The following is a 14,153-nucleotide window of genomic DNA, read 5'->3' as shown; positions in this document are numbered from 1 at the left end:
ATGGTGTCGACGTGGGCGCGGCAGGATCGCAATCGAAGAGCCCTGAGCTCGTCGAAGGGTCTGGAACGTTACCCGGCTGGCGAAGTGGGCCAATGCACGGCTTGACGGTCCTTCGACAGGCTCACGACCCTTGCTTGTGTCAGCCGTACTTGGTTGCGTCAGCCGAACCTGATTGTGTCAGCCGACCTGGGGTGGTTCGCCGAGGCGGAAGAGCACCTCACCGGCGTTGTCCACCACCAGCGTGTCAGGATCCTGACGGGCCGCTTCAAGATCAAGCGCCTCCGGGGAGAGATAGTTCAGCGCCAGAGCCCTGGTCTCTTCTTCGCTGATCTGGGTGGCCAGGGTGACGGTGACGCGGTCGTGTTCGCCGTCCTCGGGGGTCCAGGTGCCGGCGCCGCGCAGGTGGGTGGAGTGGGCCAGCACGCCCCACGGGTGATCTTGGAATTCGTCCCAGCGCTTGGCGAAGTAGTCCCGGCAGTGATAGCCGATCTTGGCGATCTCGGCACCATGGGTGTGGCTGACCACCGACAGATGCGGCGCGTAGATGATCACCTCCCCACCGTCGGCGACGATCGGTTCCACCTTGTACATGCCCTTGGCCGCGGTCCAGATCTCGTCGTAGCGATCGGGGATGATCGAGATCACCCGACGTACCGGCTCTTGCAGGTAACGGATGTGGGTGTTCGCCGACAACGCGGCTGCGGCTCGCCAGGCGGACTGGATCTCGCCGACCGCGACCCCGTGCAACTCGTGAGTACCCGACTTGACCACCACACAGCAGGCCAGCAGCCGCGAGGTGAGCTTGGCCGCGGCCTCGTTGATCATGGCTCGGACCGGCGTGATGCCGAGGGTGCCGATGATGTCGGCGCTGGTGATCAACGCGCCCAGCCAGTGCGACACGTCGATCATTTGCTGGCCGGATATGCCGGGGAAGAGGTACTTCGTGCCGCCGGAGAAACCGACCACCTCGTGTGGGAACACCGGCCCGACGATCAACACGTCGTCGGCCTCGACCGCGGCCCGGTTGATGGTGACGTCGACGTCGAGACTGAGTCGTCCCTCCGACAGTTCCTCCACCCGGCCGGCCGGGATGGTGCCGATGCTGACCAGCTCGCTCGGCCGCCACCACTCGTGGTTGGCGATCTCCGCCTTCGGCCAGCGGGTCGTCAACTCGCCGGGACCGACCTCGAACATCTTCTCCAGTTGGGCGTCGGTCATTTCCGGGTGGGTGCCGAGCGCGATGATCACCCGCAGCCGGCGGACCCGCGGCGCCAGCGCACCGTAGACCGTGTCCATCAGCAGCTGCAGCGGACAGGACCGGGTGCTGTCCGGGACGATCACGGTCACGTCGTGTCCGTCGAAATCCTGTCCGGCGAGCTGCTCGGTGATGAAGCTGCGGGTCTCGTCGGAGGTCAACGATCGATCGAGCGAGCCGATGCTCGCTGCGGGCTGGGTCTCGGTCGCACTGGTCACGCCTGCATCCTGCTCCGCGGTCGGGCTCAGAGCAATCCGGCTCGGCCGCAGACCACGTCTGTCCGATCTAGCCGAAGCCGGGCTCGGCCCGGACTCGCGAACAGAATCACCCGCGCATTGCGCCGATCCGGGACGTATCCGGTGTTTCGGTCGAATGCGCGGGTGATTCTGTTCGTCTAGCTAGGGTCGGTCGCGTGACCGAGCCCACCGCCAAGTCCGACCGCACCGCCAAGTCCGACGCCGCCAAGTCCGATGACGCCAGCAACGCTGCCGGGCCAGAGAAGCAATCCGTGCCGCAGGTGCAGGACGAGTTGATCGCCACCCGGCACCAACTCAAGGTGGGTAGGCGAAGCCTCCGCTACACCGCCCGCAGCGGGAAGGTCGTGCTGTGGGAGGAGAAGATCACCGACGGCGTCTGGGAGGGACGCAAGCCGCGGGCGCAGGTGAGTGTCACCGCGTACACCCTGGACGACGCTGACCCGACAACCCGGCCGATCACGTTCGCGTTCAACGGCGGTCCGGGGTCGTCAAGCCTCTGGCTGCACATGGGTCTGCTCGGACCCAAGCGGGTGATCATGGGCGACGCCGGCGAGCTGCAGGCTCCGCCGTACGGACTCGCGGACAACCCGCAGTCCCTGCTGGCGGTCAGCGATCTGGTCTTCATCGATCCGGTCTCCACCGGCCGCTCCCGGGTGGTCGAGGGGGAGAAGGCGCAGGACTTCCACGGCTTCACCGCCGACATCGCCTCCGTAGGCGAGATCATCCGGCAGTGGGTCACCACCGAGGGCCGGTGGGGTTCGCCGAAATTCCTCGCCGGCGAGTCGTACGGGACCACCCGGGCCGCCGGTCTGGCCGAGCACCTGCAGTCCGAGCACGGCATGTACCTGAACGGGCTGATGTTGATCTCCAGCGTGCTCGACTTCGGCACCGCCAACTTCGAACGCGGCGGCGATCGCGCGTGCGTGATGTACCTGCCGTTCTACGCCGCGACTGCGCACTATCACGGCAAGCACGGCCGCAAGTCGCTGCGCACCGTGCTGGCCGAGGCCGAGTCGTTCGCGGCTCGCGACTATCCCTACCTGCTGGCTCGCGGCAACAGGTTGACATCGGCCGAGCGGGCCGAGGCCGTGGCGACCATCGCTCGGCTGATCGGCGTCAGCGAGGACTACGTTTCCAGGGCGGATCTGCGGCCCGAGCACTGGCGCTACTTCGGCGAACTGCGCCGCGACGAAGGCCTGACCGTCGGCCGGCTGGACTCCCGCTTCACCGGAGCCGCGGCCAGCGGGATCGCCGAGCACATGGACGCCGACCCGTCGATGGACGCGATCATGGGCCCGTACGCCGCCGCCTACCAGCGCTACTTGTTCGACGAGCTCGACGTCCGCGACAACAGCCAGTTCCACGTCTTCGGCAAGGGCGTGATCGAGAAGTGGAGCTACAAGGAGTTCGAGAACTCCCCGGTGTACGTGATCGACAAGCTGTCCCGGGCGATGCGGCAGAATCCGCATCTGGCCGTGCACTTCGCCTACGGCTATTACGACGGTGCCACGCCCTACTACGCGGCCGAGAATTCCGTTGCCCACTTGCAGATTCCGGCTTCGGCTCGCGACAACCTCGAGCATCACTACTACGAGGCCGGGCACATGATGTACGTGCACGAGCCGAGCCGGCTGCAGCAGAGTGATGATCTTGCCGACTTCGTCCGCCGCCGCAGCAACCGCTGATCCGACTTGTCAGCGCGAGACGGCGCTATAGCGCTTCCTAACGCTGACAAGTCGGTGGAGAAACGGGGCTGATAGCGTCGCGCGAGTGAGTGCTGAGGGTGGCCTGACCCTGCCGGTCGAGGGTGTCCGGTCGCTGCGGGGATGGCGCAACGCCGTCCTGATCGCTTTCGCGCTCGGCGGGCTGACGATGGCGACCTGGGGACCGCGGATGCCGAGCATCCGAGCCGACCTGGGATTGGACAACGCCGGCATCGGCATCGTGCTGTCCGGAGTCACCGTCGGCTCGATCGTCGGACTGGTCGCGTCGTCGGCTTTGCTGTCCTGGTTGGGATCCCGGGCCGCAATTCGTACCATGCTGTGGCTGATCGCGGCCGGAGTCGCGGCGATCGCGGTCGGTGCCGGATTGCTGCACAGCGTGATCTTCACCGCCGTCGCGTTCGCGATCCTCGGCTTCGGCATCGGCTCCCTGGACGTGATGATCAACGTCGACGGGGCGGCCGTCGAACGCGCCATCGGCAAGACCCTGATGCCGCTGATGCATGCCGGCTGGTCGGCGGGCGCGGTGGTCGGCGCCGGACTGGGCGCGCTCTGTGCGCTGGTCGATCTCGACTATCAGTGGCAGTTTCTCGGCGAGGCGGTGATCATCGCGATCGGTATCACCATCGCGGCCCGCTATCTGCCGGCCCGGCTGGCCGACGACGTACCCGACGATCGGCCGCCGTTGAAGGACCGGGTGATCGGCTGGCTCAAGGGCTGGACCCAGCTCCGCCTGCTGCTGATCGGTCTGGTGATGCTCGGCGTCGAGCTCGGCGAGGGCTCGGCGAACAACTGGCTGACCCTGGCCGTACGCGACGGGCACGACAAGACCGATGCGGTCGCTGCCGCCTTCTTCACCGTGTTCGCGATCGGCGAGACCGCGGCCCGGGTGTTCGGTGGACCGCTGGTCGACCGGATCGGCCGGGTGATGACGATCCGGCTCACCACCGCGCTCGGCATCCTCGGCCTGCTGTTCTTCATCCTCGGCGATCACGCCTGGTTGATCTTGATCGGCGTGGTGCTTTGGGCGGTCGGGGTGTCGATGGGATTCCCGCTGGGCATGTCGGCGGCGGCCGACAGCGGTCCCAACCCGGCGGCCCGGGTCAGCGTGGTCGCCTCGATCGGCTACGTCGCCAATCTCGCCGGACCGCCGGTGGTCGGCTTCCTGTCCCGGTCGTTCGGGCTGCTGGACGCGCTGTGGCTGATCGTGATCCTGCTCGCCGTCGGGTTCGCCGCCGCCGGTTCATTGCGCACCGCGCGGTAGCTCATCGCCGGCCCCGGGAGCGGCGGCGAGCGCGGTGATTCATACAGCTGCGCGCGAAACCCACTCCCGCACCCGGTATTTCGCGCGCGGCGGTCGATCTTGCGCGCGGCTGTGGCAGCGGCGGGCGGTGTCGGGTGCGGCCTCAGGGAACGGGAGCGGGGCACGCCCGCGAATCTGCGGCCATTTGCCGGGAGCGGCAGTTAGGGTCGAGTGGTTCTGTGGAGCAATGGTGTCCACTGCATGTTCGGAGCACATTGGGCCCATCCAAGTAATTGAGGATGTCGTGATCGAGTTCGAGTCGGTGACCAAGAGGTATCGCGACGGGACGACCGCGGTACAGGATCTCAACCTGACCATCCCGTCCGACAAGATCACCGTCATCGTCGGCCCCTCCGGCTGCGGCAAGACCACCACGCTGCGGATGATCAACCGGATGCTGGAGCCGACGAAGGGCAGGATCGTCTGGGACGGCAAGCCGCTGAAGTCGCAGCGCAAGACCCAGCTGCGCCGGCAGATGGGCTACGTGATCCAGAGCGGCGGGCTGTTCCCGCACCGGACCGTGATCGAAAACATCCAGACCGTGCCCACCCTGCTGGGTTGGGCCAAGACCAAGAACCGCGACCGCAGCTACGAGTTGCTGGAGATGGTCGGCCTGGAACGCAACCAGGCGAACCGCTATCCCAGCCAACTTTCCGGCGGTCAGCAGCAGCGAGTCGGCGTCGCCCGCGCGTTGGCCGCCGATCCGATCGTGATGTTGATGGACGAGCCGTTCTCCGCGGTCGATCCGATCGTCCGCGGTGAGCTGCACGAGCAGTTTCTTCAACTACAGCAGCAAATCGGCAAGACCATCGTGATGATTACCCACGACATCGACGAGGCCATCCGGCTGGGCGATCAGATCGCGATCATGCGCAAGGGCGGGGTACTGGCGCAGGTCGGCAGTCCGCAACAATTGCTGGAGGAGCCGGCCGACGATTTCGTCGCCGGCTTCGTCGGCAAGGACCGCGGCTATCGCGGCCTGAGCTTCGTACCGGCGTCCGGTCTGCCGTTGGAGAGCGTCCAATTGGTACGGGATCCGGCGGCCGCGCGCGGTGATCAACCGGTGCTGGTGATCGATGCTGACGCCACCCCGCTGGGCTGGGCCGATCAGACCCGGCCGGGCAACATCCAGATGCTCGGCTCGACCTTCCTGCCCGAGACCGACACCATGCGTACGGCGCTGGACTCGGCCCTCAACTCCCCGGTCGGTCTCGCGGTGGCGGTCGGCGGCAACGGCCGTTTTGCCGGGGTCGTCACGGCAAGTCAGATCCTTGATCAGGTTCGCTACCTGAAGGCGTCGGTGGCCGACGCGATCTCGGCCCGGACCGAGGCCGATGCGGCCAAGACCGATGCGGAGGCGATGCGGCACGAGGCCGAACGCGTCCGGGCCGAGGCGTCGGCGATCGCGGAGTCGGCCAACGCCGAAGCCGAGGAAGCGGATCGGATCGAGGCGGCCGTACGAGCTGCCGACGAGGCCGAGGCACAGGCCGCTGCCGCCGAAGAGCAAGCCGCGGTGAAGGAAGCCGCTGCGCAGCAGGCCGAACAAGCCGAGCAGAGCCCCGAGCCCCGAGCCGATGATCAAGCCACGGATGATCAAGCCACGGATGATCAAGCTACGGATGATCAAGGGGTCGAGGAGCAGCCGAGTGCTGATCCGCAGTCCGATGATCAAGCGAATGATGATCATGAGGACTCCCGGGGCGGACGGCCGGAGCTGAACGACGACACGGAGATCCGCAAGCTATGAACTGGCAGTGGATCGTCGACAACGCCGGCATGATCGGCACCGACCTGTGGCAACACCTGCTGCTGGCGCTGATCCCGGTGATCGTCTCGTTCGTCATCTCGATTCCGATCGGCTACCTGATTTTCCGCAGCGGTCCGGCCGCCAACGTGATCTTGGCGATCTTCGGCGCGATCTACTCGATCCCTTCGCTGGCGATCTTCGTGATGCTGCCGTTGGTCCTCGGGACCCAGGTGCTCGATCCGCTGAACGTCGTGGTGGCGTTGACCATCTACACCACCGCGCTGCTGTCCCGCAGTGTGGTGGACGGGCTGCGGGACGTGCCGCTCGACGTCAAACAATCGGCGGACGCGATCGGCTTCGGTCGCGGTCGCCGACTGTTCCGGGTGGAGCTTCCGCTGGCCATGCCGGTGATCTTCGCCGGGTTGCGGATCGCGTCTGTCTCCAACATCGCGTTGGTCAGCATCTCGATCTTGATCGGCGTTCCGTCACTGGGATCATTGTTCAACATCACCCTTCAGACCGGCTTCCTCACGCCGGTCTGGGTTGGAGTGATCTTGTCGATTCTGGTCGCCTTGCTGGCGGATCTGGTGATCGTCCTGATTCAACGAGGCACCCTGCCGTGGGCGCGGAGGAGGGTCACCACATGAGCTATCTGCAGTACCTGTTCGACCCGAACAGCTGGACCGGCAGCGGCGGGCTCGGGATCCGGGTCGGCCAGCACCTGCTCTACAGTCTGATCGCCGTCGCGATTGCGGCCGTGATCGGCGTACCGATCGGGATGCTGATCGGGCACACTCGGCGTGGCCGGGTGATCGTGCTCGGGCTGGCCAACTCGTTCCGGGCGATCCCGACGCTCGGCTTGTTGATCTTGGTCGTTCTGCTCACACAGACCAGCTGGATCCCGGTGGTCTGCGTGCTCGGCGTGCTGGCGCTGCCGCCGTTGCTGACCGGTACCGCGACCGGGATCATGCAGGCCGATCAGGAAGCCGTCCGGGCCGCGCGGGGACTCGGCATGTCCGGCGGCCAGGTGCTGATGCGGGTGGAGATGCCGCTGGCGATGCCGTTGGTCATTGCCGGTCTGCGCAGCGCGACGCTGCAGGTGATCGCCACCGCGACGGTCGCCGCGTACGTCCCCGGAGTCGGCGGTCTGGGCCGGACCATTCTGGACGGCATTCCTCCTCGAAACTACGGCGAGGTGTTGGCCGGCGCGATTCTGGTCGCGGTGCTGGCGATCGTGATCGACATCGTGCTGGCTCTGGTCGGTCGCTCGTTCAGCCGGCATCTCCGACTGAAGCCGCCGCGGCTGACCGCGCTGACCACCGCGCCGACACCCGCAGCCGAGGAGCAGGAACAGGCAGCGGCCTGAGCCTGGGATCCACCAGGCTGAGCCTGTTGGTCAAGGAATCGACAACTCGCACACAAATTCCAGCCCCACCTGTGGGATCCGGCTTGCGCTGTCGGAGGCGGGTGGCAGGGTAGGGCAAAGCCGAGACGAGGAGTTCGTCATGTCCGTTCGCAGTCGCAGGGCCGTCCTGGCCGCAATGCTGGTGTCCGCCGTCACCGTGGTGGCCGGGTGCGGCAGCGGTGGGGGCAACCCGCTGTCCGGAAACAGTGCATCGCCGAGTGCGGGTGGTGGCAGCAGCGAGATCGTCGTCGGGTCGGCGAACTTCACCGAGAACCAGGTGCTGGCCGAGCTGTACGCTCAGGCCATCCAGGCCAAGGGCGTCAAGGCGTCCACCCATCTGGACATCGGCTCCCGTGAGCTCTACATCCGAGCGCTGAAGGACGGATCGATCTCGGTCGTCCCGGAGTACACCGGCAATCTGCTGCAGTACCTGGATCCGAAGACCACGGCGACCACGGCCGCCGAGGTCGACGAGCAGCTGCCGAAGGCCGCCCAGAAGCAGGGCTTCGACGTGCTGGACACCACCAAGGCGGTCGATCAGGACTGCTACGTGGTGACCAAGGCGACCGCCGACAAATATCAGCTGAAGACCATCGGCGACCTGTCCAAGGTGCCCAACCTGACCGTCGGCGGCCCGACCGAGTTGCAGGACCGGCCGTACGGTCCGCCCGGTCTGGAGGGCATCTACAAGCTGAAGGTGGCCAAGTTCCAGGCCTACGACTCGCCGGCGATCAAGGTCAAGGACCTGAAGGACGGCAAGATCACCACCGCCGACTTCTTCACCACTGACGCGGCCATCGCCGACAACGGCTTCGTCAAGCTGGAGGACCCGCAGAGCATGATCCTGCCGCAGAACGTGATTCCGCTGGTCCGCGCCGACGTGAAGAAGAACACCAAGGCGGTCGATGCGATGAACGCGGTCGGCGCCCAGCTGACCACCGAGGATCTGACCGCACTGATCAAGAAGGTCGACGTCGAACACCAGACCACCGCCGATGTCGCCAAGGCCTGGCTCAGCAGCAAGGGCCTCAGCTGACGTCCTTCATCAACCCTCGCAAGGTGAGGAATCTGATCAAGGTTGAGACCGCGTTGGCGATCACCAGCACCGTCAGTTCGACGCCGCGGGCCGGCGTGGGCTGGTAGTGGTGCAGGAGTCCGAGAGATCCGCTGGTGAGCGCCAGGCCGATGCCGAAGGCGATCAGTCCGCCGGCATGGTGCTTGATCAACATCTGCGAACCTCGTACGCCGAAGGTCATCCGCCTGTTCGCCGCAGTGTTGGCTATCGCGGTGGCCAGCAACGCGACCAGGTTGGCGGCCTGCGCGTCGACAAGGGTCCGCAAGATCACGTACAGCACCAGATAGGCCACGGTGCTGAACACACCGACGAATCCGAACCTGATCAACTGCCCGAGCAACCCGCCGGACGGCTGTTGCATCCGCCAGCGGCCCGGCGCGCTCGCGTCGGCGGTGCTGCGCCGGACGAACTCGTCCCGCACCCGGCTGATCGGGATCCGGCCGAGCAGGAAACCCTTGCCCAGCCGTACGATTCCGCGCAGATCCTCCGACGCGGTGGACACGATGTCCACGCGCGAGTCGGGGTCGTCGGTCCAGTCCACCGGCACCTCGTGGATGCGCAGACCGGCTCGTTCGGCCAGCACCAGCAACTCGGTGTCGAAGAACCAGTTGTTGTCCTCGACCAGCGGCAGCAACTGCTCGGCCACCTCTCGCCGGATCGCCTTGAAGCCGCACTGGGCATCGGAGAACGAGGCCGACAGGCTTCCGCGCAGCAACAGGTTGTAGGAGCGGGAGATGAACTCGCGCTTGGGGCCGCGGATCACCCGACTCCCGCGGGACAACCGGCTGCCGATCGCGACGTCGGAGTGATTGCTGATCAGCGGTGCCAACAGCGGCAGCACCGCCCGCAGATCGGTGGAAAGATCAACATCCATGTAGCCGACCACGTCGGCCACCGACTGTGACCAGGCCGCCTTGAGCGCCCGTCCGCGTCCCTTCTGATCAAGGTGCAGGACCCGTACGTTGGGCAGCCGATCTGCGAGCTGCCTGGCCACGGTCCAGGTGCCGTCGGTGCTCGCGTTGTCGGCGATGGTGATGCAGTAGTCGTACGGAAGTTGATCACGCAGATAGTCGTCCAGCCGGATCACCGACGGAGCAAGATCAATTTCTTCGTTGTAGACCGGGATCACCAACTCCACCGCGGTTTGCACCGGTGAGAGCTGTCGGCGGGTCGTCACCGCGGTCCGGTCGACGTCGTAGGCAAACTCGGTCATGATCAGTTGCCTCCGCTCAGGTCGTAGACGGTGACACCGGAGACGGTCTTCGCAGTGAAGTTGTCCGGCACCCAGCTCTGGATCTGTGCCGCGCTGTCCTGACTGCTGCTGCCGGACAGTTGCCCTTCGCTGCCGCTGGAGATGAAGTAGTGGATCTTCCCCTCGGCGACGTACTGCTTGAACTGCGTCAGCGTCGGGCTGGCCGCGGTGCCGTTGAAGCCGCCGATCGCCATCACCGGCTGCTCGGTGGCGAGCTGATAGCTGGCCGCGTTCTGCGCCCGGGCCGTCGCCGCGACCCAGGTGTATTCGTCGGCGTTCTGGTTCAGCAGGGACTTCAGCTGGTCACTGACCTGGGTGCCATTGATCAAACCGCCCATACCGCCGGCGGCCGCGCCACCCGGGCCGCCGTCGGAGCCGGCGCTGCTGCCGCTCTGCGACTGACCCGGCATCCCGCCCGGCATTGCCTGTCCGCCTGGGGCTTGCCCGGCCGATCCCTGCCCCGCTGGGGAATTTCTACCTCGGGACTGCCCGGTCGGCGCCATCCCACCGCCACCCGGGCCGCCGCGCATTCCGCCGCCGGGCCCGCCCATTGAGCTGACCGGACCGGCAGTCACGATCGAGCCGGTGTGCGGAGTGAGCACGGTGTCGACGCTGTAACTGGCCGGCCCGGTCAGCGCTGCCACGCCGGCCAGCGCCAGCACGGCAGTGGCTGCGGCCTTGGGCAACCGATCGACCAGGGCGAAGCCGGCGGTGGCCAGCAGACCGGTGCCGAGCACCAGCCAGCGCAAACTCTGGTACGGCTGCTCACCCGACTCGCCCAACAGGACGAACGCCCAGGCGCTGGTACCGGCAGCCGCAACCGCCAGCGCGAGCCGCGACACCAACTCGTGGCGGCGACGCCAGAGCACGGTGCCGCCGATGATCACGGTGCCGGCGATCCACGGTGCGAGCGCAACGGTGTAGTAGTCGTGGTAGATGCCGGCCATGAAGGAGAAGAACAGGCCGGTGATGATCATGGAGCCGCCGAAGATGATCAACGCAGCCCGGGCCCAATCGGTACGCGGCGCCCTGCCGATCTTGATCAACGCGACGATCATCACCAGCAGGGCAGCCGGGATCAGCCAACTGATCATGCCCCCGGACACGCTTTCGAAGAGGCGCAGGATGCCGGTGCCGCTGCCGGACATGCCGCCACCGCTGCCGGGCCCACCACCGCCGAACATCTCCGTCCCGGCGGGCAGTTCCATGCCGCTCGGCCGGCCGCCGGCACCGCCGCCGACCTGACCGGACTCGTTGCCGGTCAGCCGGCCGAGCCCGTTGTAGCCGAACACCAGCTCCAGTACGGAGTTGTTCGTTGAGCCGTCGATGTAGGGACGGCTGGACTTCGGCCAGAGTTCGACGATGGCAACCCACCAGCCGGCGGAGATGATCACCGACGCGAGCGCACCGAGCAGCTGCAGCAAACGCTTGCGGAACGTGGTGGGCGGGGCGATCAAATACACCAGAGCAAACACCGGCAACACCAGGAACGCCTGCAGCATCTTGGTCAGGAAACCCAGCCCCACCAGGGATCCGGCCAGGATCAACCACTTGGCACTCGCCCGCTCGGTGGCACGCAGGACGGCATAACCCGCCGACACCAACAGGAACAGCAACAGCGCATCGGGATTGTTGAAGCGGAACATCAACGCCGCCGACGGAGTCAACGCGGTGATCAGCCCTGCCGCCAGTCCCGCGGTGTGGCCGCTGACCCGCTTGATCGCGGCGTACACCACGCCGACGGTCGCGACGCCGAGCAGCGCCTGCGGGACGAGGATGCTCCACGAGCTCAGCCCGAAGATCCGCACCGACAAACCCATCAACCAGAGCGAGGCCGGCGGCTTGTCCACGGTGATCGAATTGCCGGCATCCAGAGAGCCGAAGAAGAACGCCTTCCAGCTCTGCGATCCCGCCTGTGCGGCAGCCGAGTAGAACGAGTTCGCATAACCAGACGCCGACAGCGACCACAGATACAACCCGGCCGTGATCGCCAACAGCAAGAGGACCGACACGAGCCGCAGCCGGCGCCGGCGCGTCGATCCGGTGGTCGAGCGGGTTGACCGCCGGGGTGGTGACTGGTGATCAACCTCCGGTTGTGGCCGGTCATGATCAACCGAGGCGTCGGCGGGGCCGGAGTGCAGCGAGGTCGTCGTCATGACAGCGACCATCCCGACGCGCGCTGTGCCGGCGGTTCAGCCGGCCTTTGCCAGGGCTGTGCACAACCGATCCATAGCCGATGGACGGGCTGCGCCCAGACGCATCGAGTGCCTGCGAACCCCGGTTCGATAGGTTGGCGACGTGCCTCGAGCTGCCGAATCCCTGATCAACGCCCTCTTGGACCTGCACAGCTGGGAGGTGTACGACGTCGACGCGCAGGGCAGGATCCTTGCCGGACATGACGAATCCGGCAGCATGCAACTGGTCGAGCTGCTTCCCGACGGGACGCGGACCCGGCTCACAGCGCTGCCGTCACGCTCCTCCGGACGGTATGTCCCCGGCAGCGAGCCACGCCAGGTGATCGTCCAGCACGACAGCGGCGGCGACGAGCGGATGCAGCTGTCCGTGATCACCATCGACGACCGGATCCCTTACCGGCTGGACGAGCTGATGCCGCTGGTGCACGACAGCCGCTATCTGCACGGGCTGGAGGATGTCACCGAGACCGCGGTGATCTATTCGACCAATCGACGCAACGGCGTGGACATGGATGTGGTCGTCCGCGAACTCGCCGGCGGCGAGGAGACCGTTCTCTACGACGACGGCGGTTACATCGGCGCGGCGGCGGTCTCTCATGATCAACAAAGCATCGCGATCACCGCGCTCAGTCTGCAGCCGGCCAGCACCACCGTTTTCCTGGCAGGCCGGCGATCCGGTCGTGTCACCGACCCGGACGAGCACGCTGCCCATCACGACGTCGCGTGGTCGGCAGACGATCAGACGCTGATCATGAGCTCCAACCACGGTCGCGAGTTCACCGCGATCGTCCGGGTGTCCGAAGACGGCGAGCAGTGGCAGGACCTGCTCGCCGCTGACGATCACGATCTGCATCTCAGCGTTTCCCCGGACGCGACCGCGATGGTTGTCGGTCACCACCGCGACGGCGTCGACGAGCTCACCATCCACGACATCGACGGCACCCAGCGCGCCACCGTGACGTTGACTCGTCCCGGCATGCCGGCCGTGGTCTGGGCCCCTGACTCGTCGCGATTCGCGCTGTTTGTCAACGCAGCAGGCGATCCCGGTTCGATCTTCAGTGTCGACGCACGGACCGGTCAGGTGATCACCGTGGTCGACGGCCGTGATCAACTTCCCGATGATCTTGAACTGTCCGAGCCGACGGTGCACCGGGTGCCGACCCCGGACGGCGAGGAGATTCCGTGTTTCGTCTATCCGGCCGCACCTGGTGGAGATCCCCGGTTGGCCGGAGCCTCGGTGCTGCACGTGCACGGCGGCCCGGAGGCCGAGGCGAACCGGATCTTCAATCCGGTGGTGCAGGCGCTGAGCGCGGTGGGCATCACCGTGCTGGTGCCCAACGTCCGCGGTTCGGCTGGGTACGGCAAGCGTTGGGTCAGTCTGGACGACGTGCAGAAGCGACTGGATTCGGTGGCCGACCTGGCCGCGCTGCACGACTGGCTGCCGAGCATCGGCCTCGATCAGCGGCGCAGTGCACTCTGGGGCGGCTCGTACGGCGGTTACATGGTGCTGGCCGGTGTCACCATGCAGCCCCAATTGTGGGCGGCCGGTGTCGACATCGTCGGAATCTCTTCCCTGGTGACATTCCTGGAGAACACGTCCGGCTATCGTCGCGCCTACCGCGAGCGCGAGTACGGCCGGCTCGATCGGGATCGCGACTTCCTGGTCAAGGCCTCGCCGATCACGTACCTTGATCAACTTTGCGCACCGCTGTTCGTCATCCACGGCGCCAACGACCCGCGGGTCCCGCTGTCCGAGGCCGAGCAGATCACCGCGGCCCTGGCCGAACGCGGCATCCGGCACGAGTTGCGCGTCTACTCCGACGAGGGTCACGGCCTGGCCAAGCGCGCGAACCGCAAGGACGCCTACCCGGCCGCCATCGCGTTCCTCAGCGAGATCCTTGCCCAGTCACCGAGCTGTCAGCCTGAGGACGCGTGATGGCGTT

10 protein-coding genes are annotated in these 14,153 nt (G+C 66.4%); 7 read left to right on the top strand and 3 right to left on the bottom strand.

Annotation, left to right across the window (positions count from 1 at the left end):
* Positions 1–177 precede the first annotated feature (177 nt).
* The gene (locus FOE78_RS00135) at positions 178–1,473 is read right to left on the bottom strand and encodes a lactate racemase domain-containing protein (protein ID WP_143984522.1); all 1,296 of its coding nucleotides are present in this window, start codon (positions 1,471–1,473) and stop codon (positions 178–180) included.
* A 194-nt stretch (positions 1,474–1,667) separates the two neighbouring features.
* Between FOE78_RS00135 and FOE78_RS00130 the strand changes: the two genes are divergently transcribed.
* The 6 genes from FOE78_RS00130 (at position 1,668) to FOE78_RS00105 (ending at position 8,724) form a co-directional block, all read left to right on the top strand.
* Entirely contained in the window at positions 1,668–3,197 is a 1,530-nt protein-coding gene (locus FOE78_RS00130) for a S10 family peptidase (protein ID WP_210414732.1), read from the top strand.
* An 85-nt stretch (positions 3,198–3,282) separates the two neighbouring features.
* On the top strand, positions 3,283–4,497 hold the full coding sequence (locus tag FOE78_RS00125) for an MFS transporter (protein ID WP_210414731.1): 1,215 nt from the start codon (positions 3,283–3,285) through the stop codon (positions 4,495–4,497).
* Between the two features lie 283 nt (positions 4,498–4,780).
* On the top strand, positions 4,781–6,283 hold the full coding sequence (locus FOE78_RS00120; RefSeq protein WP_210414730.1) for an ABC transporter ATP-binding protein: 1,503 nt from the start codon (positions 4,781–4,783) through the stop codon (positions 6,281–6,283).
* Positions 6,280–6,930, top strand: a complete 651-nt coding sequence (locus FOE78_RS00115; protein WP_143984521.1) for an ABC transporter permease — start codon at positions 6,280–6,282, stop codon at positions 6,928–6,930. Before FOE78_RS00120 ends, FOE78_RS00115 begins: the two co-directional genes overlap by 4 nt.
* Positions 6,927–7,649, top strand: coding sequence for an ABC transporter permease (locus FOE78_RS00110; protein WP_143984520.1), 723 nt, complete (start codon positions 6,927–6,929; stop codon positions 7,647–7,649). The genes FOE78_RS00115 and FOE78_RS00110 overlap by 4 nt, the downstream gene beginning before the upstream one ends.
* Before the next feature lie 139 nt (positions 7,650–7,788).
* A complete protein-coding gene (locus FOE78_RS00105) occupies positions 7,789–8,724 on the top strand; it encodes an ABC transporter substrate-binding protein (RefSeq protein ID WP_143984519.1) in 936 nt (311 codons plus the stop codon).
* Here FOE78_RS00105 and FOE78_RS00100 read toward each other — a convergent pair.
* Positions 8,717–9,976, bottom strand: a complete 1,260-nt coding sequence (locus tag FOE78_RS00100) for a glycosyltransferase (RefSeq protein WP_143984518.1) — start codon at positions 9,974–9,976, stop codon at positions 8,717–8,719. The genes FOE78_RS00105 and FOE78_RS00100 overlap by 8 nt on opposite strands.
* A gap of 2 nt (positions 9,977–9,978) precedes the next feature.
* Positions 9,979–12,171 carry an ArnT family glycosyltransferase gene (locus FOE78_RS00095; RefSeq protein ID WP_143984517.1) on the bottom strand — a complete coding sequence of 731 codons (2,193 nt, stop codon included), beginning with the start codon at positions 12,169–12,171 and terminating at the stop codon, positions 9,979–9,981.
* 142 nt (positions 12,172–12,313) lie between these two features.
* On the opposite strand from FOE78_RS00095, the gene FOE78_RS00090 reads away from it, so the two are divergent.
* The gene (locus FOE78_RS00090; RefSeq protein WP_228265975.1) at positions 12,314–14,146 is read left to right on the top strand and encodes a S9 family peptidase; all 1,833 of its coding nucleotides are present in this window, start codon (positions 12,314–12,316) and stop codon (positions 14,144–14,146) included.
* Positions 14,147–14,153: the final 7 nt, after the last annotated feature.

This window comes from Microlunatus elymi (genome assembly GCF_007362775.1).
In the GTDB taxonomy this organism is placed as follows: Bacteria; Actinomycetota; Actinomycetes; order Propionibacteriales; family Propionibacteriaceae; genus Microlunatus; species Microlunatus elymi.
The sequence above is the reverse complement of the archived record's forward strand: the minus strand, read 5'-3'. Positions and strand labels throughout refer to the sequence as shown.

What these genes read in the sequence shown, in the direction of transcription:
- FOE78_RS00115 (WP_143984521.1), top strand. Translation starts at nt 6,280, where the DNA reads ATGAACTGGCAGTGGATCGTCGACAACGCCGGCATGATCGGCACCGAC.
- FOE78_RS00110 (WP_143984520.1), top strand. Translation starts at nt 6,927, where the DNA reads ATGAGCTATCTGCAGTACCTGTTCGACCCGAACAGCTGGACCGGCAGC.
- FOE78_RS00105 (WP_143984519.1), top strand. Translation starts at nt 7,789, where the DNA reads ATGTCCGTTCGCAGTCGCAGGGCCGTCCTGGCCGCAATGCTGGTGTCC.
- FOE78_RS00100 (WP_143984518.1), bottom strand. Translation starts at nt 9,976, where the DNA reads ATGACCGAGTTTGCCTACGACGTCGACCGGACCGCGGTGACGACCCGC.
- FOE78_RS00095 (WP_143984517.1), bottom strand. Translation starts at nt 12,171, where the DNA reads ATGACGACGACCTCGCTGCACTCCGGCCCCGCCGACGCCTCGGTTGAT.